This window comes from Arthrospira sp. PCC 9901 (genome assembly GCF_059013425.1).
Window position 1 is genome coordinate 2,924,782 of sequence record NZ_CP102296.1, and the last position, 20,549, is coordinate 2,945,330.

The following is a 20,549-nucleotide window of genomic DNA, read 5'->3' on the forward strand; positions in this document are numbered from 1 at the left end:
CATAATGCCCCATTTGTCAAGGTAATTAATCCACCCCTTGAATAGGTGCAAAACCTTGTCGCTGGATGTTCTCCGTAATAGTGCGAGGTTCCAAGAATTGCAGGAGATAATCAGGTCCCCCCGCCTTGGAACCGACACCAGAGAGTTTAAAGCCACCGAAGGGTTGACGGGAAACGATCGCCCCGGTAATTCCCCGGTTAATATAGAGATTTCCCACTTCAAAATCAGCCTTAGCCTTCTGAATATGAGAAGGGGTGCGAGAATACAAACCCCCAGTCAAAGCATAATTAGTCCCGTTAGCAATATCGATCGCCTCATCAAAATTTGATGCTTTAATCACCGCCAAAACCGGACCAAAAATCTCCTCTTGGGCAATTTTCGCAGTAGGAGAAACATTAACAAACACGGTCGGACCGACAAAATACCCGGTAGATGGTGCATCTAATGCGATCGCAATTTCTGCTTCTTGTTTACCCATCTCAATGTATTCTTTAATCTTGGTTTGGGCGTTATGATCAATCACCGGACCCACAAAGGTACTAGGATCAGCCGGATCACCCACATTAAGCGATCGCACCGCTTCCACCAACCGCGACACAAACACATCATAAACAGGTTCTAAAACCACCACCCGCGAACAAGCAGAACATTTTTGACCCGTATAACCAAAAGCGGAATAAACAACTCCCCCGACCGCTTGATCAAGGTCTGCACTTTCATCAACAATAATGGCATTTTTGCCACCCATTTCCGCCACTACTCGTTTAAGGTGTTTTTGTCCTGGTCGCAAAATCGCCGCCTCTGCATATATCCAACAACCCACTTCCTGAGAACCTGTAAAGGTAATCATCTGAACATCAGGATGTTTAACTAAATGAGCCCCCACGGTTGAACCCTTACTAGGGATAAATTGAAACACCCCATCAGGAACCCCAGCTTCCACCAAAATCTGGGCAATTTTCGCACCAATAATAGCAGAAGTTTCCGCAGGTTTTAACAGGGTACAATTTCCCGTGACTAAGGAAGCGACAGTCATCCCCACCGGAATAGCTAGGGGGAAATTCCAGGGAGAAATGACTAACGAGATACCACGAGGTTGATAGGAATAGCGATCGCTTTCCCCGGCTGTATCATAAATATAACCCTGGTCTAGCCGTTCCATTTCCGCCGCATAAAAAAGGCAAAAATCAATAGCTTCCGACACTTCCGCATCACACTGAGATAAGGCTTTCCCCACCTCAAACACCATCCAGCCGCATAATTCATGGCGACGTTGTTCTAGCAATTCTGCCGCCTTCCGTAATACAGCGGCGCGTCGGCTAACGGGGGTCTTTTTCCAGCTAGGAAATGCAGCTTTCGCAGCAGCGATCGCTTTTTCGGCTTGTTCAATATTAGCCAAACCAATTTTGCCGACTATTTCCGTAGGTTGAGCCGGGTTAACGGAATCCACAAAATTCTCTGTATTTTCCCATTTACCATTAATCAGAGGTAAGTAGGTTTTACCCAACTGCGATCGCACATTTCCCAAGGCAGCCAAAGCGCGATCGCGAATAATTGCATCCGCATAATCACTATCCGCCGCATTAGGAAATACAGGTTTCCAAGTCTGGTGAATTGTGCTATCATTATCACCAACAGGAGGCGCTAATAGTTCTTCTAAAGGTCGCTGTTCTGAACTTTGGCGAATAAAAGAGGAATTAGCCGTATTTTCTAACAGTCGCCGAATTAGATAAGACATCCCTGGTAGTAGTTCACCATAGGGACAATACATCCGCACTCGATAACCTTTAGCGGCTAATTGTTTGGCAAGTTGGTCTCCCATACCATAGAGAACTTGCATCTCAAAGGCGCGTTGGGGTACTTTTAAGGTTTCCGCTATAGCGATCGCTTTCGCCTGGGAACGGACGTTATGGCTACCGATAGCAGAATAAATATAGGCGTGATTTTCCAACATTAATTGGGTCAGCCTTTCGTAATTAGCATCAGTCGCAGCCTTATCATTAAATACTGGTTGCGGCCAGTCATTTTGCATCGCCTTGATAGTTTCCTGGTCCCAATAAGCACCTTTTACCAGTCTAACCGTCACCGGATATCCCCGCAATTTTGCCCATTCAATAATGCCTTCTAGGTCTTTGGCGCTATCGCGTAGGTAGGCTTGAACCGTGACACCGATATCAGTGCGATCGCGGAATTCCTCTTCCATTAACAGATTTTTGAGGATGCTTAAAGTTAGGTCCTTATAGGCGTATTGTTCCATATCAAAATGCACCGCCGCCCCAACTTCTTTCGCCCGTCTTAATAAAGTGCGGATGCGATCGCTTACTTTCTCCTCACTTCCCTTAGCATCAAGCGGGTCAAACTGCGAATAAAAAGCCGTCAATTTCACCGAAACCTGCACCCTAGGAATAGCCTTTCCGTCCGCTTCATCAATTTGGGGAACTGTTGACCACAGCTGCGCCGCCGCCGACAGTTTTTCCATTAATTCCAAGTAACTATTCAGATATGATTCCGCTTCCGTTTCCGTAATCACCGCCTCTCCTAGCAGGTCTACAGTAAAGCCTAGTTTATCTTTACGCAACCTTTCCAGAGTTTTGATAATTTGCGGAATATCCGCCCCCGCGATATATTTCTGAGCCAGCGTTTCTACAGCCGGGGCTACTGTCGTAGCTGCCATTTTCCCAGCTACCGAGTCAGCGTTAGCAAAATTAAGCAGCTTTTTCAGCGAGTCCGGGAGTTCCACCTCTTCCGCCGTCAGGTATTCCTGAAGGTGAGCCGCAATTTCCGGTTTACTCCGCAGCGCCGGTAAACAGTCGATAAAATGAAACAATTGCACCCGCAAACCGGGGTTAGACATCGCCCAGTCCAGGATTTTGTCATCCCAACGCATCTGGTCCTGGATTTTACCAAACAGAGATTGTTTTTTCTGTTGGGTCGCCGCTAGAAGTTCTCGGGCGATTTCTTGGGTTTTGGGTTCGTAGGTATTATTAGATAGTTGTGCAACCACAGGTTATTGAGTATCAGAAATGGTGAACATTGATATAAGACCCGCCCTTAAACGGACGGGGACTCCCAAACCTCACGATTTGGGTTACGGCGATCTACCCCCAAAGGGACAGATTTAATCTTCTGGGGTCTAAGGGTGCCGGGCCCAAACTCCTAGGGCGAGAAGCGCCGCCAAAATCTTCATGATCTTCCCCCATTTTTCCTAAAATCCCCCCTCTGCCCACTAATTTTACCATGAATCAGGAGCCACCATTCACCCGCCTTTATCCCTGGTTTGGGGCGACTCAGACACACCCAAACCCCTCCCCTTTTAACTCCATTTAAATCTGCTGTATAACTTTCCGGGAAATGTCCCGGATTTTTTCCCCGCCCCAAATCGCCCAACCCTGATTAAGCTAAGGTTTCTCACCAATTCAGCGCCTGATACATTTACGCGACATTTTTCCGGTTGTTCCCGGACAATGCGACGATAGCACTATTACCCGTTAAGGTAACAGAGGCGGTATCCCGCAAAGCTTTTAGAAAGATTCCCAAAGCACCGTTCCAGTCCCGTGGTAGAGTGAACCCACACTCCGGACATCGGAACACTTTTGAGCCACCTAGCTGGGAATGCACATGACCACAGTGAGTACAGGTTTTGCTGGTGTATTCTTCCGTCACATCTACAACTGTGGTTCCAGTTATCTCGGCTTGATGCCTCAGGGTTAGTTTGAATCGATAATGCGCCCATGTCAGCATGACGCGGGCAGTCTTAGACCTGATTAGACGCTTCACCTTGGCAACCATATCGGAAGTCTCGAAGGTCGGCAGAAAAATTATGCTGTAGTTGTGAGTCAAGTAGTGAGCAATTTGTTTGTGGGCTTCATCCACTAAATTCCGGATTTTAGTTCTCATTCGTTGAGCCGCTTGCCTCATCCGTCGCCTTCTTAAACGACAGGGTTCCTTGGCGATTCGGCTCATCAAATCATCCAAATGTTGACATAACCGAGTGATGCGTCCTATATCTCCGGAGCCCAATTCCAGAAATCGTGAACCATCAAACCCGGTCATAAAAGTTCGGACGCCCGGGTCTAATGCAATCACGCCAGTAGCGTCAGTTGGGGTAACGGCAACTGGTTCAGGAAACACCGCAAACCACCGCCCCTTGGCAAAGACTAATTGAGTCCCTTGCCCGCAAGTTTTAGGGATGGGTTCGGAAACCATGAAAGTTAATCCTTTCGTGAGTCTTGGATACCAACTCCCTGAAGAGAAATTAGCATCGTTAAACTTGATGGCTTGAGAACTATCCCGACAGCTCCTAAACCTTGCGCCAGGACTGGCGCTCAAAGCCTGATAGGCATCAAAGATGGCATTTTGCCGAATGTGGCAGGGTGTTTCTTTGACCCATTCGGGTAAGTCACTCTGCATCACTTCCCCAGCGTAACTTTAACTTGCTTAGTCGTTTACCACTCCTAGATAATGCAATTGCTTGGTTGTAGCAATACCTACAAGCAGCCAGCCATTTACGCCAGACTTGATTTAGCTCGGGGCTGGGGTAAATCCGGATCTTCTTTGACCTGAGTTTTGTATTTACTCCGTCGGTATAATCGGGAACTGAAGCAGTGGAGGATGGCGAGGATGTCCTCAACCATTTCTCGTTCTGGACTGAGACTTGTCTGGTTGAGAACCATGAGTGAACACCTGTTTTGCTCACAGAGCCATCGAAACAAGTCAAATCCCCATATTGCCAATCGGTCTGGGTGGGCAACGACAACCATGCGGACATCTCCTGACAATTGATGTCCCAGTAAGGCCAGCATTTTCTTTCCCTTGAAGTTGAGCCCGCCTCCGATTTCTGAGACGACTTCTGCTTCGGGGTAGAGGTTGGACAGTGCGGCCACCTGTCGGTTGAGGTCGGACTGCTGGGCGCGGCTACTAACTCTGGCATAGATAACGACTTTGCGTTTGTCACTGCCTGATTTGGCAGCAGTATATCACTCAACGTTTTATCGTCGTTGCCCAGCGGGGGTTCTGATGGTCTCGATTGAGCCATTGTCGTCCCATCTGCGGAGTGTTCTTTCATGGACTCCAAGGATTTGGGCGGCTTCCTTGGGTTTGACATATCTGGCAATAGGTTTATCCTCAACCCTTCTCGCTTATTAGACCCTATTGCCCTAAAATATTAACCTAATTTGAGATTAAATCATGCTCTCTACCCACACCGCCATAGTCACCCTTACTCATGCGAATCATGCGAATCATGCGAATCATGCGAATCATGCGAATCATGCGATCGCCACTAAATCAGTCCCAAACCCCCGCCTGAGTCATCAAATTTTCCCCAATCTCCAAATCTATGATAAAATCAAAACCATTGATTTTTATCTGGATTCCATCCCTCCCAGAAGTTCCCACTATTGCATTAATGGGACTAACTTTTGGGATACGTCTGTTATAAAAATGCTCATGTACCCCCAAAATCACCCTTATTCTAAAATTAGGGTCGGGGGCACATTACCCTATTTTGAGGAAAACCAGATGAAATTAGCCGTAAAATAGCTTGTCATAAAAAATTTGGTTTTTTATTCCAAATCAGTAATTTTGTGTTATCATCAATTAGTTTATTGTTATCTTTCTTTAAGATATCTGGTGATTAACCGATGATAAAAAAACTTTTTTGTTCCACCCTGTCTGCTAGTTTTTTAGCAGCTACCATGTCAGGTTGCGCTCCAGTGGCTGAAACCGGGGAAGTTGCCTGCGCTGAAGTCACCGAAGCCGACATTGCAGCATTGTTCGATCGCTGGAATAGTTCCCTCGCTACCCTAGATCCTGATCAAGTAGTAGCTAACTATACCCCCACAGCCGTATTACTGCCAACCATTTCCAACACTCCCCGCACCGACCATGAAAGCATTAGAGACTATTTTGTGGACTTTCTGCCAAATAACCCCCAAGGAGTGATTAACACCCGGACTATTGCCATTGGTTGTAACAAGGCTCATGACGTGGGAGTTTATACCTTTACATTTACAGATGACCAAGGACAAACCACCGAAGCAGTAGCCCGCTTTTCCTATGTTTATGTCTATAAGGATGGTGAATGGTTAATTGATCATCACCATTCATCCTTAATGCCAGAAACTGTAGCTAATTAGGCTTCCCATCAAATTGCCTTCTACATTCTGGTGTATCTAGCCATCCCTTGATAATCATTGATATCACACCCATAAAAGATGGTTAAATATGAGCTTTTGATAGCCGATGCTCCAGAAATTTAACCCTCTGAGAGTGTACAGGCAAGGCAGGCCTTGTCTGTACAGCCTTTGAGTCAACCTCCCATGTATCGGGAACTATCAACCTTTCGAGCCATCCTCCGGTTTCTGAAAAACAGACGCGATCGGTTTGGCTTGCTTATCCGTTTGGGGATAAAACTTAAATTTCTCCATAGCCATACTAGCCGCTTGCACTACAGACGGATCGGGGTCTCGCAAACCCTGTTTAAGTATGGGAATCACGCGATCGCTTTTAATCATACCCAGAGCATAAATTGCCTCTTGACGCACTTGAGCGCTACTATCTTGGCTGAGTTGAGTTAAAGTAGGAATCGCTTGTTGGATTTCTGGACGTAAGCCATGGGTGCTTGCTAGTCTACCCAGAGTCGCGGCCAATTGAGTGCGTATTTCTGTATCTGCGTGTCGAGTATAGCCAACCAGGTTAGCAATAGCTGAGAGGTTTTGTGACTCTCCTACTTTAGCGATCGCTATCAGCAAGTCTTCCTTCTCATGGCTGCTATGTCCAGTAACTTTCAGATTGAGAGGAGGCTTAACCGAATCTACTGCCATTAAACCATTAGCCATCACTGATTCTTCTAACTCTTCCGACACTTCCGACACTTCCGCCGCCACTTCCGTCTCTTCTAGTGTCTCTTCTTCTGTAGCCGCTTCTGTCGGTATCTCCGAGACCATTAAACCATCAGCCATCACTGATTCTTCTAACTCTTCCGCCACTTCCGCCGCCACTTCCGTCTCTTCTGGTGTCTCTTCTTCTGTAGCCGCTTCTGTCGGTATCTCCGAGACCATTAAACCATCAGCCATCACTGATTCTTCTACCTCTTCCGACACTTCCGCCGCCACTTCCGTTTCTTCTGGTGTCTCCTCTTCTGTAGCTGCTTCTGTAGCCTCTTCCGCTTCACTTTCTGCCAACAACTCAGGCAAAAATTCCAAACGCTCATGCAGCGACTCTATCATGTGCTCAGTTTGAGACTGCATAGCTCGCACGAGTTGTTCAGTACCCGCGCGAATTTCATCATTATATTGTTCTTCCAGGTTATCAATAGCATTTTGAATCCGAGTCTCCTGATCTTGTTCAAGATCAGCGCGTAGCTTCTGAATTTCTTGTTCACTGTGCTGTCGGATATTTTCGATAGTTTGGCGAATTTCCTCTCTGGTAGTATAGTTGTCCTGCTCAAGTTGTTGCAGTTGGTTCTCATAGCCCGCGATATATTCTGCCATCTGCTGAGTGCGGTCTTGACTTTCGCTAATATCCCCATCCATATCATGAAGTTGAGTTTCATAGCCTGTTAAAGACTCACCCATTTCATTGATGCGACTTTGACTGGCTTGTAAGTCTTGATTGACCTCTTCTAATTGAGTCTGATATGAAGTCAAAAACTCATTCAATTCCTCAACCTGGCGTTCACGGCTATGTAATTCCTCATTCAACTTTCCCAAGCGTTGCTGATACTCCCTCAACTGCTGGTTAGCTTCTTGAAGTTCCTCCTCACGGCTTTGTACCTGGTTGGTAAGCTGCTCAATATGGGACTGATAATATTGAGTTAAGGATTCATTGCTTTTTGTCAATTCAGCTTCCTGTTCTTGTTTGAGCGTTTCTGTCATCTCTCGCAGTTGGCGATCGTAATCATCTCTTAGGGACTGGACCATTTCCTGAATCCTGACTTGATGGGCTTTTTCTAATTCCTCAGCCGAGAGGCGAATTTGTCGCTCATATTCTTCTCTCTGCTCGGTCAGGCGACGCTCCAACACAGTATAGCTGACCCCCAACCCAGCCAAACTGCCAATAATTAACATAATCAGTAAACTAATCAGGTCCATAGGTAATCTCCCAATTTTTGGTAAAGTTATAGAGCAATCATCTAATCAACCCAGTTTCTAATAACTCTGTGTCCCCAGAGTATCTAAATACGTTACCAGATTATAATCGTGTCTAACACAACTCATGAAAAACCCGACCTCCTTCGCGCCCATTTACTCATCTCTGGACGGGTGCAAGGTGTCGGTTATCGATACTATACTCGCCAAGTTGCCACCCAAAAGGGAGTTAACGGCTGGGTGAAAAATTTGCCCGATGGTCGGGTCGAGGCGGTTTTTGAGGGTAGTCAAGCCCAAATCGAGGCCATGATTAAATGGTGTTACCAAGGACCTCCCTCCGCTCAAGCTACACAGGTTAAGGTAGAGTATCAGCGAGCCGAAGGACTCTACAGCTTTGATATTCTCTACCATTAGCCTCGAAATCATCCCTAGCGCGGTCTAGATCAAATTAGATCCTACTTTCAACAAATGCTTCTAGGCGCTTGAGTCCAGTTTCAATATTTTTTAAACTCGTGGCGTAGGATAGGCGAATGTGATCATCTGTTCCAAAAGCCAAGCCAGGAACTGTAGCCATTTGCTTTTCTTCTAACAAGGCATTGCAGAAGTCTACCGACCCTAAGCCGATTTTCCCGATATTGACGTACATATAAAATGCGCCGTAGGGTTTAACACAGCTAATTCCGGGAATAGCGTTCAGTAGTTCATACATCACCTGTCGGCGTTCTGCAAAGGCTTGTCGCATTGTTTCTACACAGTCGAGGGAACCTTCCAGAGCGGCGATCGCTCCATATTGAGCAAACGTGCAGACATTAGAGGTACTATGGCTTTGAATCCGGGTCATCGCCCCAATAATAGTTTTATCCCCAGCCATATAACCTAAACGCCATCCAGTCATAGCAAAGGACTTAGCGAAACCGCTACTAATCAGCGTCTGTTTATGGACTTCTGGGTGAGCGGCCGCTATACTCAGATGTTGCGCCCCATCATAGAGAATTTGGGAGTAAATCTCATCAGAGACTACCAGAATCCCCGACTCCACCACCACTTCCGCTAACGCTTTCAGTTCATCCGGGGTGTAAACCATCCCCGTAGGGTTTGAGGGCGAGTTAAGGACAAATAGTTTAGTTTTCGGGGTAATCGCTTGTCGCAGTAATTCTGGGGTAATCTTATACTCGGTAGTCGCATCGGTGGGGACAATGACCGGAGTGCCATCAGCTAGTTTTACCATTTCTGGGTAGCTTAACCAGTAGGGGGAAGGTATAATCACTTCATCCCCAGCCTCGATGATCGCCATCATCAACTCGGACAGGGAATGTTTCCCGCCATTGGTGACAATGATATTTTCGGCGCTATAATTAACACCCACCTCTTGAGTCAGACTGCGAGCGATTAATTCCCTCAGTTTGGGCTCTCCCGCTGCTGGACCGTACCGTGTCTTTCCTTCATCGAGTGCCTTTTTAGCCGCAGCGACTATGTGTTGGGGTGTGTCAAAGTCCGGTTCACCAACGCTGAAGTTGAGAACGTCGAGTCCCTCGGCTTTCATGGCCTTGGCCTTGGCTGATATCGCTAGGGTGACAGATTGGGGAACCTGTTCTACACGGGCTGCCAGCTTCATATCAAATTACTCTTTTTAGTAGTCTTAAACTAGAGATTCTACGGCGGGTGATGAATGTCTGCAACCCTAATTGTTGGGCAATGATGACATTTTTTCATTTGATTCAGGGTTTATTATCACAGATCCCGTTATTTGTCAACTATGTGAACTACAGTTGCGCTGAAAATCTAGGTCTCATTGTTCCATAAGTCTGTCATCGCATAAAGTCCGGTTGACATGATCTCAAAAAAGGTAAACCATCAAATGTTAGACTTCCGAGCTATAGATTCATTAATGTTGTATTCCTATTTCGATTCAGACACCAACGATTCTAAATCCTTCGAGTTACCAGGGGCACGCCCTCACTATAACCCCGATCGCCCTGGTCAGGTTGAGCATATTTTTCTCGACCTAGTTTTGGATATTCCCGCCCAAAGTTTTCAGGGAACTTGTACTATTACCCTAAATCCGATCCGCAGTGGTATTAATACCCTCACCCTCGATGCGGTAGATCTGGAAATTAATCAAGTTAAAATTGGTAAGCATGAGGTAGATTTTGACCATGATGGTCAGCAATTATACGTTCATCTGAACCAACCCACAGAGGTTAATCAAACCCTGAAAATAGCGATCGACTATACTGTTGATCATCCTCAACGAGGTCTATATTTTATCGGACCAAATTCAGATTATCCTGATAAACCGATTCAAGTTTGGACTCAAGGGGAAGATGAAGATTCCCGTTTCTGGTTTCCCTGCTTTGACTATCCGGGACAGTTAGCCACCTCAGAAATTAAAGTCCGGGTTCCCCAGGATTTTTTGGCGATCGCTAATGGTGAATTAATCGCCACCAAAACTAAGGGCGATCAGCAAATTTATCATTGGTTACAAAAGCAGGTTCACCCCAGTTATTTGATAGCTTTAGCGGTGGGTAAATTTGCCGAAATTAAAGAGGAGTATAATCAGATTCCGGTGGTTTATTATGTGGAAAAAAATCGCCAGGAAGATGCCCTACGCAGTATGGGTAAAACTCCAGCTATGATTGAGTTTTTGTCGGCAACTTTTGGCTATGATTATCCCTATCCGAAATATGCTCAAGTCTGTGTTGATGATTTCATTTTTGGAGGTATGGAAAATACCTCGACAACTCTGTTAACCGATCGCTGTTTGTTGGACGAACGCGCTACCCTAGATAACCGCAATACAGAAAGCCTGGTAGTCCATGAACTCGCCCATCAATGGTTTGGTGATTTGGTGGTAATTGCCCATTGGTCTCATGCTTGGATTAAGGAGGGAATGGCGACTTATTCTGAGGTACTCTGGACTGAACATGAATATGGGGCTGATGAGGCAGCTTATTACCGATTAAATGAAGCCCGTAGCTATTTTTCGGAGGATTCTTCCCGCTATAGTCGTCCGATTGTAACTCACGTTTACCGAGAAGCGATTGAACTTTATGATCGCCATATTTATGAAAAAGGCGCTTGTGTTTATCACATGATTCGCGCCGAATTGGGAGATGAGTTATTTGCCAAAGCTATTCATACTTTTGTGCAGGATAACGCCCATAAAACTGTGGAAACGGTGGATTTATTGAGGGCGATCGAAAAGGCAACGGGACGGAATTTGCTGTTTTTGTTTGATCAATATGTCTATCGTGGGGGACATCCTAAATATAAGGTTTCCTATTCCTGGGATAATGATAGCAAAATTGCTAAGGTGACTATTAAACAAACCCAGGCGAAAGATAGTGAGAAACTCAGTGAGGCTAATTTGTTTAATCTGAAAATACCTATAGGTTTTGGCTACACGAAAAAATCTAAGGGTAAATCCAAAAAGAAATCCGCTGAGGTGGAGTTGAAAACGGTGACTGTACAAGTTAGCGATCGCGAACAGAGTTTTTACTTTCCTTTGGAAGATAAACCTAACTTTATCAGTTTTGATGTGGGTAATAATTTGCTAAAAACTGTGACTTTAGATTATCCAGTAGCTGAGTTAAAAGCACAGCTTCAGTTTGACCCAGACCCGATTTCCCGGATTTATGCCGCCCAAGCCTTGGCTAAAAAAGGGAATTTGGCATCGGCTAAAGCCTTGGGTGAGGCGATGGTTTCTGAACCTTTCTGGGGAGTCCGGGTTGAAGTGGCGAAACAGTTGGTGAAGGTTAAACTTGATCAGTCTTTTGATGGCTTGGTGGCTGGCTTGAAAGATGAAAATCCACGAGTGCGGCGGGCGGTGGTTAATGCTTTGGCAGAAATTCACACGGCTGCAAGTTATCAGGCGATTAAACCTCTGGTGGAAAATGGTGATCCGAGTTATTATGTGGAGGCTAGTGCTATACAGGCGATCGCCAAAATAGCAGCGGGAAATACCGAGGATGAACCTACAGAAGCTGAGGCGATCGCTTTGTTAGAAATGGTGTTACAAGAAAGGGCTGGTTGGAATGAGGTAGTCCGGTCTGGGGCGATTTTGGGTTTGAGTCAAATGAAAACTTCGGAAATGGCTTTAAATCTGATTTTGAAATATACCGCTAATGGTGTTCCTCAAGCCCTGCGTTTAAATGCTATTTCTAGTCTAGGTCGCATTTCCACAGGTCAAAATAACATCAATCTTGAACGTATTATGCAACGGATTCAAGAACTAGCTAAAGAAGATTTCTTCTTAACTCAAATATCTGTGGTAATGGCTTTAAGCCAAATGGAAACTCCCAAGGCGATCGCTGTTTTGAATGACCTAGCAGAACAGACCATGGATGGACGGGTCAGGCGCAGGGCGGAAGAGGCTGTGCAAAAAGTCCAAAAAAATCTGGGTTCAGACAAAGCTATTAAGCAGTTACGGGAGGAACTGGACAAAATCAAAAAGGAAAATCAAGAACTACGAAGTCGCCTAGAAAACTTAGAGGCTAAAACTAAGTAATCCGCATCATATTGGGGTAATTAGTAAATTACCCCAAGGCGGAAATTCTGGTTGATATTTATTCGTGCTGATGGCTTTGTAGCCATCCCAACAAATCATCTATCTCCGAAAAGTCTAGTAATGCTTCTCCTAAATCCTCTAATGCGGGTAATGGTAACTGATTTATTTGACCGATGACCGTTTCTGGCAAACTGCCCAATCTCCTATTGAGCAGCCGGAAAATTAAGGTCTTTTCACCTTCAGTTACCCCCTGTTGTAATCCCTGTTGTAATCCTTTTTCAAGGGCTTCTTCCCAAATGTCTTGATAAATTACTGATTCTTGCATAATTTCTTGCCTCAACAATCGTTTAATCAACACTTTTTCTAAGACCAAACCCGCCAGAATTGCTGTGGATGCTGCCACGTTATTTTGGGTTCTCCGGTCAGCGATCGCATCAATTTTAGCCGCTACCTGCTCTAATAACTTTTGGCGATCGCCCGTTTGAGCTAGTACCGCAAAAGGTAATAATCCCGGCACATTTATAAACGTATCTACGGATTCTTCCCAGAGTCTAATTATCTGAAATTGATGGCGAGTTGGAGACTAGCCATACCCGCAAATCATCTATCTCAGAAAAGTCTAGTAATGCTTCTCCTAACTCCTCTAATGCGGGTAATGGTAACTGATTAATTTGACCGATGACCGTTTCTGGCAAACTGCCTAATCTCCTATTGAGCAGCCGGACAATTAAGGTCTTTTCACCTTCAGTTACCCCTTGTTGTAATCCCTGTTGTAATCCCTGTTGTAATCCTTCTTCTAAACCTTGTTGTAATCCTTTTTCAAGGGCTTCTTCCCAAATGTCTTGATAAATTACTGATTCTTGCATAATTTCTTGCCTCAATAATCGTTTAATCAACACTTTGTCTAAGACCAAACCCGCCAGAATTGCTGTGGATGCTGCCACGTTATTTTGGGTTCTCCGGTCAGCGATCGCATCAATTTTAGCTGCTACCTGCTCTAATAACTTTTGGCGATCGCCCGTTTTGGCTAGTACCGCAAAAGGTAATAATCCCGGCACATTTATAAACGTATCTACGGATTCTTCCCAGAGTCTAATTATCTGAAATTGATGGCGAGTTGGAGACTAGCCATACCCGCAAATCATCTATCTCCGAAAAGTCTAGTAATGCTTCTCCTAACTCCTCTAATGCGGGTAATGGTAACTGATTGATTTGACCGATGACCGTTTCTGGCAAACTGCCTAATCTCCTATTGAGCAGCCGGACAATTAAGGTCTTTTCACCTTCAGTTACCCCTTGTTGTAATCCCTGTTGTAATCCCTGTTGTAATCCCTGTTGTAATCCTTCTTCTAAACCTTGTTGTAATCCTTTTTCAAGGGCTTCTTCCCAAATGTCTTGATAAATTACTGATTCTTGCATAATTTCTTGCCTCAACAATCGTTTAATCAACACTTTTTCTAAGACCAAACCCGCCAGAATTGCTGTGGATGCTGCCACGTTATTTTGGGTTCTCCGGTCAGCGATCGCATCAATTTTAGCTGCTACCTGCTCTAATAACTTTTGGCGATCGCCCGTTTTAGCTAGTACCGCAAAAGGTAATAATCCCGGCACATTTATAAACGTATCTACGGATTCTTCCCAGAGTCTAATTACCTGAAATTGATGGCGAGTTTGAGCTATTTCTAGCTGAGTTTGATAGACTAAATCCGAGGAACTTTCCCTTAAATAAATAACCACTTGCTGCATGGAGCATTCTGGGAACCGACGATAGACCCGCACCCAATAATCTAACATCCTAAACGGAATAGTTGGGTCCGGTTGGGTCTGAAATTCCAGATGCAGGATGACTCCCTCTGATTTCAGCAAGATGAGACTATCAGCCCGAATTGGCTCTAGGGAAAGTTCCGACGGGCTGAGTTCAGTTAGGGGAATGGGTTCTCCCAATAACCACTGGGCTAAATCCGCCGGAAACGTCTCAGCCAGGAACTTGCAAACATTGTCAAACATATTAGTATTATACCCCAATCTACGGGCGGTTGTGGGGAGTCTGTAAGGAGTCAGAAAAGAGTATTTTTAAAGCCTGTTCTAAATTAGCTGTAATCCTGATAATGTTGGGGTAATTAGTAAATTACCCCAAGGCGGAAATTCCGGTTGATATTTATTCGGGCTGATGGCTTTCTAGCCATCCCAGCAAATCATCTATCTCCGAAAAGTCTAGTAATGCTTCTCCTAACTCCTCTAATGCGGGTAATGGTAACTGATTGATTTGACCGATGACCGTTTCTGGCAAACTGCCTAATCTCCTATTGAGCAGCCGGAAAATTAAGGTCTTTTCACCTTCAGTTACCCCCTGTTGTAATCCCTGTTGTAATCCTTCTTCTAAACCTTGTTGTAATCCTTTTTCAAGGGCTTCTTCCCAAATGTCTTGATAAATTACTGATTCTTGCATAATTTCTTGCCTCAATAATCGTTTAATCAACACTTTTTCTAAGACCAAACCCGCCAGAATTGCTGTGGATGCTGCCACGTTATTTTGGGTTCTCCGGTCAGCGATCGCATCAATTTTAGCCGCTACCTGCTCTAATAACTTTTGGCGATCGCCCGTTTTAGCTAGTACCGCAAAAGGTAATAATCCCGGCACATTTATAAACGTATCTACGGATTCTTCCCAGAGTCTAATTACCTGAAATTGATGGCGAGTTTGAGCTATTTCTAGCTGGGTTTGGTAGACTAAATCCGAGGAACTTTCCCTTAAATAAATAACCACTTGCTGCATGGAGCATTCTGGGAACCGACGATAGACCCGCACCCAATAATCTAACATCCTAAACGGAATAGTTGGGTCCGGTTGGGTCTGAAATTCCAGATGCAGGATGACTCCCTCTGATTTCAGCAAGATGAGACTATCAGCCCGAATTGGCTCTAGGGAAAGTTCCGACGGGCTGAGTTCAGTCAGGGGAATGGGTTCTCCCAATAACCACTGGGCTAAATCCGCCGGAAACGTCTCAGCCAGGAACTTGCAAACATTGTCAAACATATTAGTATTATACCCCAATCTACGGGCGGTTGTGGGGAGTCTGTAAGGAGTCAGAAAAGAGTATTTTTAAAGCCTGTTCTAAATTAGCTGTAATCCTGATAATGTTGGGGTAATTAGTAAATTACCCCAAGGCGGAAATTCCGGTTGATATTTATTCGGGCTGATGGCTTTCTAGCCATCCCAACAAATCATCTATCTCCGAAAAGTCTAGTAATGCTTCTCCTAACTCCTCTAATGCGGGTAATGGTAACTGATTGATTTGACCGATGACCGTTTCTGGTAAACTGCCTAATCTCCTATTGAGCAGCCGGAAAATTAAGGTCTTTTCACCTTCAGTTACCCCCTGTTGTAATCCTTTTTCAAGGGCTTCTTCCCAAATGTCTTGATAAATTACTGATTCTTGCATAATTTCTTGCCTCAACAATCGTTTAATCAACACTTTGTCTAAGACCAAACCCGCCAGAATCGCTGTGGATGCTGCCACGTTATTTTGGGTTCTCCGGTCAGCGATCGCATCAATTTTAGCCGCTACCTGCTCTAATAACTTTTGGCGATCGCCCGTTTTAGCTAGTACCGCAAAAGGTAATAATCCTGGCACATTTATAAACGTATCTACGGATTCTTCCCAGAGTCTAATTACCTGAAATTGATGGCGAGTTTGAGCTATTTCTAGCTGGGTTTGGTAGACTAAATCCGAGGAACTTTCCCTTAAATAAATCACCACTTGCTGCATGGAGCATTCTGGGAACCGACGATAGACCCGCACCCAATAATCTAACATCCTAAACGGAATAGTTGGGTCCGGTTGGGTCTGAAATTCCAGATGCAGGATGACTCCCTCTGATTTCAGCAAGATGAGACTATCAGCCCGAATTGGCTCTAGGGAAAGTTCCGACGGGCTGAGTTCAGTCAGGGGAATGGGTTCTCCCAATAACCACTGGGCTAAATCCGCCGGAAACGTCTCAGCCAGGAACTTGCAAACATTGTCAAACATATTAGTATTATACCCCAATCTACGGGCGGTTGTGGGGAGTCTGTAAGGAGTCAGAAAAGAGTATTTTTAAAGCCTGTTCTAAATTAGCTGTAATCCTTTTGGTGGCTGTTTTTTTGGACTCACCATCTTCTGTGTAAACCGGAATGGGAGCGCCAATGTTTACCTTAACCCGCGCTCCTTTAGAAATGGGAGGTTGTCGATCATAACAAATGGCGATGGGAATAATTGGTAACTTGAAATCGGGTTGATTGGCGATCGCTTGTAGTGCAATTCTGGCTACACCTGATTTAATCGGGTGAATTTGATTATCTTGAAAAATATGTCCCTCTGGAAACAGTACCAACATTTCCTGATTTTGGAGAAGTTCGACACTATATCTAATGCTGGCGGTTCCTGGATTTTCGCGATTAACGGGAAATCCTCCCAACTTTTTGACAAACCACCCCTGGAGTCCTTGGGTTTGTTCCGATAAAACCATGTATCGCAAATCTCTCCCCGTAACTGACCTTCCAGCAACGTAGCCTAAGATAAGGGGGTCCCATCGCGAACGGTGGGTGGGGGCTAAAATTACCGGTCCTTCCCGTGGAATATACTCTTGACCCTCTACTTCAATTTGTTGAAAATATAGAGGCATGAAAATTCGACCCATCAGCCAGTAAGTGAGGGGGGTTAACCATGGGGAAACCTCGGATTCAAAGGAGTTTGAAGAGTTGCAACTAGGGGATGTTTGGTTTGACATTAGTATAGACACCTGAAATTTAGCTTTCCTTAATCATAACCCCTCTGAGTTTATTAATAATTATGATAATTATGGCGATCGCACTTCCGGTTATGTTATACACATAAAGGTTATCATAGAATGTGATGAGCTATTTAATTTAAGGATAATGAAACTGCTCAAATTGGCAATATCAATTGTACTCTGTATTGCACTGACCTGGGGATTGATGACCTCGGTTAATGCTGCCAATTTATCTGATCGCGATCGCTTACTTAAACAGAATGTCTGTGTCTCATTTTTGTGGAAAGTGTGTGATCTACAGGGGGCTGATCTCCAAGAACTGGATCTGACTGGTGCTAACCTAACTAGGGCCAATTTACAAGGAGCCAATTTACAAAATGCTATATTACAGAGAGCGCGACTAGGTGGAGCCCAATTACAGGGGGCTAATTTACAGGGAGCCAAACTTTTTGAAGCTGACCTAAATCATGCTAATTTGATGAGTGCTAATCTCAATGATTCGGAACTATTAAAAGCTAATTTAACCTTAGCTAATTTACAGGGCGCTTATCTAAAAAGTGCTAATTTAATCGAAGCCATACTCTGGGGGGCTAACCTAATTGGTGCTGATTTACGGCAGTCTAGTTTACAAAGTGCTAACTTAGAATATGCTAACTTAGCTGATAGTAATTTGAGGGAAGCTGACCTGCATAGTTTTTATTTCCGAGAATTTCAAAAATCTACTAATCTCAGTCATGCTAACTTAGAAGGAGCTAATTTAGTTAATGCTAATTTACGGGGTGTTATTTTAGAGGGTACAATTATGCCAGATGGTTCCATTCCCGATGAAAATACAGCCCTATAGATATTCTGGGTTTCCAGTTGTAGGGGGGGTGCGTCATAGGTATCTGACGCACCAATTTTCCCATAGAATAAGCTGATTTTAACTAGCGGTAACTAACCCCGAATGAATCAGTAATGGTTTGGTACTAGGTTCTCGTCCTCGGAAAGATTTAAACACCTCCATAGGGTGCAAACTTCCGCCTAGGGCTAATACGGTATGGCGGAATTTTTCCCCAATAGAAACCACGGCGGAATCATTATCTAATCCAGCTTCCTCAAAGGCGGCAAAAGCGTCGGCGCTGAGAACTTCCGCCCATTTGTAGCTGTAATATCCGGCGGCATATCCTCCGGCAAAAATATGACCGAAACTACATAAAAATGCGTCTTCTGAAAGAGGTGGTAAAACGGTGGTTTCAGCAGCAAGACGTTGACGCACATCATTGACAGTTTCTTTACCTCCGGGTTGGTAACGGTGGTGTAATTCCAAATCGACCAAGGAAAAATGAATTTGTCGTAACATGGCTGTACCACTCATATAATTGCGGGAGGCAAGTATTTTTTGGTAATAGTGTTCTGGGAGAGTTTCCCCGGTTTCGTAATGTTTAGCCATCCCAAATAATGTAGAGCGATCATAACACCAGTTTTCCATAAATTGGCTGGGTAATTCCACAGCATCCCACTCTACATTATTAATACCAGATGCGCCAGGATAATCCACGGTGGTCAGCATATGCTGTAAACCATGACCAAATTCGTGGAATAGGGTTTCTACCTCGGAGAAGGTCATTAAACTGGGTTTTCCGTCTACAGGTGGGGTCTGATTGCATTGTAAATAGGCGACGGGAAGGCGAATTTTAGTGATACCATCTTCGATGATTTTGGCGCGGTTAATGCAGTCAGCCATCCAAGCGCCGCCTCGTTTTTCGGCGGGACGACTGTAGGGGTCTAGGTAAAAATAGGCGATCGCATTTTCCTGTTCATCAGCTACTTGAAAATAGCGGACATCAGGATGCCAAATTGGGGCTAAACCATCAGCGGGCGTAATGGTAATATTAAAGATACGCTGCACCAGTCCAAACAAGCCATCCAGAACTTGATTTAGGGGAAAATAGGGGCGCAGTTCTTCATCTGTATAGGAAAATTTGTCTGACCTTTGGCGTTCCGACCAAAAGCTAATATCCCAATGTTTCAGGTCGCCTGTTTCCCCTTGGGATTTAGCATAGACTTTGAGTTCTTCAAATTCCTGAACTCCTGCGTCATAGCTAACTGTTCGCAGTTCTTCTAGGAGTTGTTCAACGGCGGCGACATCGGGAGCCATTTTACTGGCTAAACTCAGTTCTGCGTAACTGGAAAAACCGAGAATTTCTGCTTTCTCTTTACGCAGTTTTAAAATGCGTTCAATTAAGGGAAAATTGTTGAGTTCTCCCTCGGAGGCGCGACTGATATAAGCGCGATATACGGTTTCGCGTAAATCTCGGCGGGTGCTATATTTAAGAAACGGTCCAAAACTGGGAAAGTCTAGGGTAATTCGCCAGGGTCCGTTTTCTGGGGTGGCGTTTTCTTCTCCGGCTTCTCTGGCTGCTTGGGCTGCTAGACTGAGTAAGCTGGGGGGTAAGCCGTCTATTTCTTCTGGGGTGGTTAGGGTGAGGCTAAAGGCTTTGGTTGCGTCAATAACTTGGTTAGAAAATTGGGTAGCTAGTTCGGCTAATTCTAGTTGAATAGCGTTAAAGCGATCGCATATTTCTCCGGTTAATCCTACCCCAGATAATTCCGCATCTCTAATGGTGGCTTCTACAATCCGTTTTTGAGCAGGTTCTAGGGATTCCCAATCGGGTGATTCTGCTAACGCTTTAAATGCCTTGTATAGGGGTTGGCTTTGGTTCAGACGGTTGATAAATTGAACCACTTGGGGCTGTACTGTTTGATGGGCTTCTCGCAGTTCTGGGCTATTTTTAACACCCATCAGATGATTAATTATACCCCAACTCCAAACCAGACGTTCTTGGAGTTCCTGGAGAGGTTCAACTAATCCTGACCAGGTGGGTTCGGCGTTTTCTTCTAATTTACTAAGGGTGGTTTCTAGTTCCTCTAAAAGTTGGGTGATTCCTGGGACTACATTATCTGTAGTAATATCTGCAAAGGGGGGAAGTCCTTTTCCGATTAAAAGTGGATTCTGGGTCATAGTGTTATGATTCATCAATTGACATCAATGCTATCGCTACTTTTGGTATAGCATAATAATATAATCTCTGCTTGAATAGTTATCAACTGATAATTAACTATCTGGTTGGGTGGGGCGAGTTGAGTAATGTTGGTGGTGGTAATTTGTGACACTGGAACCCGACCCTACAGGATTC

General features: G+C 44.7%; 16 protein-coding genes and 2 pseudogenes. 5 read left to right on the top strand and 13 right to left on the bottom strand.

Annotation, left to right across the window (positions count from 1 at the left end; all coding sequences use genetic code 11):
- Positions 1–25: 25 nt before the first annotated feature.
- The 4 genes and pseudogenes from pruA to NLZ44_RS12860 form a co-directional block, all read right to left on the bottom strand.
- Positions 26–3,004: an L-glutamate gamma-semialdehyde dehydrogenase gene (gene pruA, locus NLZ44_RS12845; protein WP_493750025.1), complete on the bottom strand. Its 2,979-nt coding sequence runs from the start codon at positions 3,002–3,004 to the stop codon at positions 26–28.
- Positions 3,005–3,432: 428 nt separating this feature from the next.
- Positions 3,433–4,410 (bottom strand): RNA-guided endonuclease InsQ/TnpB family protein, encoded by a 978-nt coding sequence (locus NLZ44_RS12850; RefSeq protein WP_493750026.1) that lies wholly within the window; start codon positions 4,408–4,410, stop codon positions 3,433–3,435.
- Complete coding sequence (locus tag NLZ44_RS12855; RefSeq protein ID WP_493752974.1) at positions 4,400–4,549, bottom strand: helix-turn-helix domain-containing protein; 150 nt, start codon at positions 4,547–4,549, stop codon at positions 4,400–4,402. The genes NLZ44_RS12850 and NLZ44_RS12855 overlap by 11 nt, the downstream gene beginning before the upstream one ends.
- Positions 4,506–5,114 (bottom strand): annotated as a pseudogene (locus tag NLZ44_RS12860) (IS607 family transposase). The gene NLZ44_RS12855 and the pseudogene NLZ44_RS12860 overlap by 44 nt, the downstream one beginning before the upstream one ends.
- 73 nt (positions 5,115–5,187) lie before the next feature.
- Between NLZ44_RS12860 and NLZ44_RS12865 the strand changes: the two are divergent.
- Positions 5,188–5,541 carry a hypothetical protein gene (locus NLZ44_RS12865; protein WP_493750027.1) on the top strand — a complete coding sequence of 118 codons (354 nt, stop codon included), beginning with the start codon at positions 5,188–5,190 and terminating at the stop codon, positions 5,539–5,541.
- 101 nt (positions 5,542–5,642) lie between these two features.
- Positions 5,643–6,137, top strand: coding sequence for an SgcJ/EcaC family oxidoreductase (locus NLZ44_RS12870; RefSeq protein WP_493750028.1), 495 nt, complete (start codon positions 5,643–5,645; stop codon positions 6,135–6,137).
- A 198-nt stretch (positions 6,138–6,335) separates the two neighbouring features.
- Here NLZ44_RS12870 and NLZ44_RS12875 read toward each other — a convergent pair whose 3' ends face one another.
- Positions 6,336–8,093 (bottom strand): HEAT repeat domain-containing protein, encoded by a 1,758-nt coding sequence (locus NLZ44_RS12875; protein ID WP_493750029.1) that lies wholly within the window; start codon positions 8,091–8,093, stop codon positions 6,336–6,338.
- A 108-nt stretch (positions 8,094–8,201) separates the two neighbouring features.
- Here NLZ44_RS12875 and NLZ44_RS12880 point away from each other — a divergent pair, with 108 nt between their 5' ends.
- Positions 8,202–8,504 carry an acylphosphatase gene (locus NLZ44_RS12880; protein WP_006625310.1) on the top strand — a complete coding sequence of 101 codons (303 nt, stop codon included), beginning with the start codon at positions 8,202–8,204 and terminating at the stop codon, positions 8,502–8,504.
- Positions 8,505–8,538: 34 nt separating this feature from the next.
- On the opposite strand, the gene NLZ44_RS12885 is transcribed toward NLZ44_RS12880, so the two are convergent.
- A complete protein-coding gene (locus NLZ44_RS12885; RefSeq protein ID WP_493750030.1) occupies positions 8,539–9,705 on the bottom strand; it encodes a pyridoxal phosphate-dependent aminotransferase in 1,167 nt (388 codons plus the stop codon).
- Between the two features lie 273 nt (positions 9,706–9,978).
- Between NLZ44_RS12885 and NLZ44_RS12890 the strand changes: the two genes are divergently transcribed.
- Complete coding sequence (locus NLZ44_RS12890) at positions 9,979–12,597, top strand: M1 family aminopeptidase (RefSeq protein ID WP_493750031.1); 2,619 nt, start codon at positions 9,979–9,981, stop codon at positions 12,595–12,597.
- 58 nt (positions 12,598–12,655) lie between these two features.
- On the opposite strand, the pseudogene NLZ44_RS12895 reads toward NLZ44_RS12890, so the two are convergent.
- The 6 genes and pseudogenes from NLZ44_RS12895 to NLZ44_RS12920 form a co-directional block, all read right to left on the bottom strand.
- Positions 12,656–13,174: pseudogene (locus NLZ44_RS12895) on the bottom strand (Rpn family recombination-promoting nuclease/putative transposase); the annotation flags it as partial.
- A complete protein-coding gene (locus NLZ44_RS12900; RefSeq protein ID WP_493750032.1) occupies positions 13,149–13,655 on the bottom strand; it encodes a DUF4351 domain-containing protein in 507 nt (168 codons plus the stop codon). The pseudogene NLZ44_RS12895 and the gene NLZ44_RS12900, both read right to left, overlap by 26 nt.
- Before the next feature lie 34 nt (positions 13,656–13,689).
- On the bottom strand, positions 13,690–14,604 hold the full coding sequence (locus NLZ44_RS12905) for an Rpn family recombination-promoting nuclease/putative transposase (protein WP_493750033.1): 915 nt from the start codon (positions 14,602–14,604) through the stop codon (positions 13,690–13,692).
- Between the two features lie 151 nt (positions 14,605–14,755).
- Positions 14,756–15,634, bottom strand: a complete 879-nt coding sequence (locus NLZ44_RS12910; protein WP_493750034.1) for an Rpn family recombination-promoting nuclease/putative transposase — start codon at positions 15,632–15,634, stop codon at positions 14,756–14,758.
- Positions 15,635–15,785: 151 nt separating this feature from the next.
- Complete coding sequence (locus NLZ44_RS12915; RefSeq protein WP_493750035.1) at positions 15,786–16,628, bottom strand: Rpn family recombination-promoting nuclease/putative transposase; 843 nt, start codon at positions 16,626–16,628, stop codon at positions 15,786–15,788.
- Between the two features lie 19 nt (positions 16,629–16,647).
- A complete protein-coding gene (locus NLZ44_RS12920) occupies positions 16,648–17,367 on the bottom strand; it encodes a lysophospholipid acyltransferase family protein (RefSeq protein ID WP_493750036.1) in 720 nt (239 codons plus the stop codon).
- A gap of 148 nt (positions 17,368–17,515) precedes the next feature.
- On the opposite strand from NLZ44_RS12920, the gene NLZ44_RS12925 reads away from it, so the two are divergent.
- On the top strand, positions 17,516–18,214 hold the full coding sequence (locus NLZ44_RS12925; RefSeq protein WP_493750037.1) for a pentapeptide repeat-containing protein: 699 nt from the start codon (positions 17,516–17,518) through the stop codon (positions 18,212–18,214).
- 78 nt (positions 18,215–18,292) lie between these two features.
- Here the strand turns inward: NLZ44_RS12925 and NLZ44_RS12930 are convergent, their stop codons facing one another.
- A complete protein-coding gene (locus NLZ44_RS12930) occupies positions 18,293–20,389 on the bottom strand; it encodes a M3 family metallopeptidase (RefSeq protein ID WP_493750038.1) in 2,097 nt (698 codons plus the stop codon).
- Positions 20,390–20,549 lie beyond the last annotated feature (160 nt).

Excerpts from the sequence above, each read along its gene's own strand:
- NLZ44_RS12850 (WP_493750026.1), bottom strand. The coding sequence starts at position 4,410 with ATGCAGAGTGACTTACCCGAATGGGTCAAAGAAACACCCTGCCACATT.
- NLZ44_RS12865 (WP_493750027.1), top strand. The coding sequence starts at position 5,188 with ATGCTCTCTACCCACACCGCCATAGTCACCCTTACTCATGCGAATCAT.
- NLZ44_RS12870 (WP_493750028.1), top strand. The coding sequence starts at position 5,643 with ATGATAAAAAAACTTTTTTGTTCCACCCTGTCTGCTAGTTTTTTAGCA.
- NLZ44_RS12875 (WP_493750029.1), bottom strand. The coding sequence starts at position 8,093 with ATGGACCTGATTAGTTTACTGATTATGTTAATTATTGGCAGTTTGGCT.
- NLZ44_RS12885 (WP_493750030.1), bottom strand. The coding sequence starts at position 9,705 with ATGAAGCTGGCAGCCCGTGTAGAACAGGTTCCCCAATCTGTCACCCTA.
- NLZ44_RS12890 (WP_493750031.1), top strand. The coding sequence starts at position 9,979 with ATGTTGTATTCCTATTTCGATTCAGACACCAACGATTCTAAATCCTTC.
- NLZ44_RS12905 (WP_493750033.1), bottom strand. The coding sequence starts at position 14,604 with ATGTTTGACAATGTTTGCAAGTTCCTGGCTGAGACGTTTCCGGCGGAT.
- NLZ44_RS12910 (WP_493750034.1), bottom strand. The coding sequence starts at position 15,634 with ATGTTTGACAATGTTTGCAAGTTCCTGGCTGAGACGTTTCCGGCGGAT.
- NLZ44_RS12915 (WP_493750035.1), bottom strand. The coding sequence starts at position 16,628 with ATGTTTGACAATGTTTGCAAGTTCCTGGCTGAGACGTTTCCGGCGGAT.
- NLZ44_RS12920 (WP_493750036.1), bottom strand. The coding sequence starts at position 17,367 with ATGTCAAACCAAACATCCCCTAGTTGCAACTCTTCAAACTCCTTTGAA.
- NLZ44_RS12925 (WP_493750037.1), top strand. The coding sequence starts at position 17,516 with ATGAAACTGCTCAAATTGGCAATATCAATTGTACTCTGTATTGCACTG.
- NLZ44_RS12930 (WP_493750038.1), bottom strand. The coding sequence starts at position 20,389 with ATGAATCATAACACTATGACCCAGAATCCACTTTTAATCGGAAAAGGA.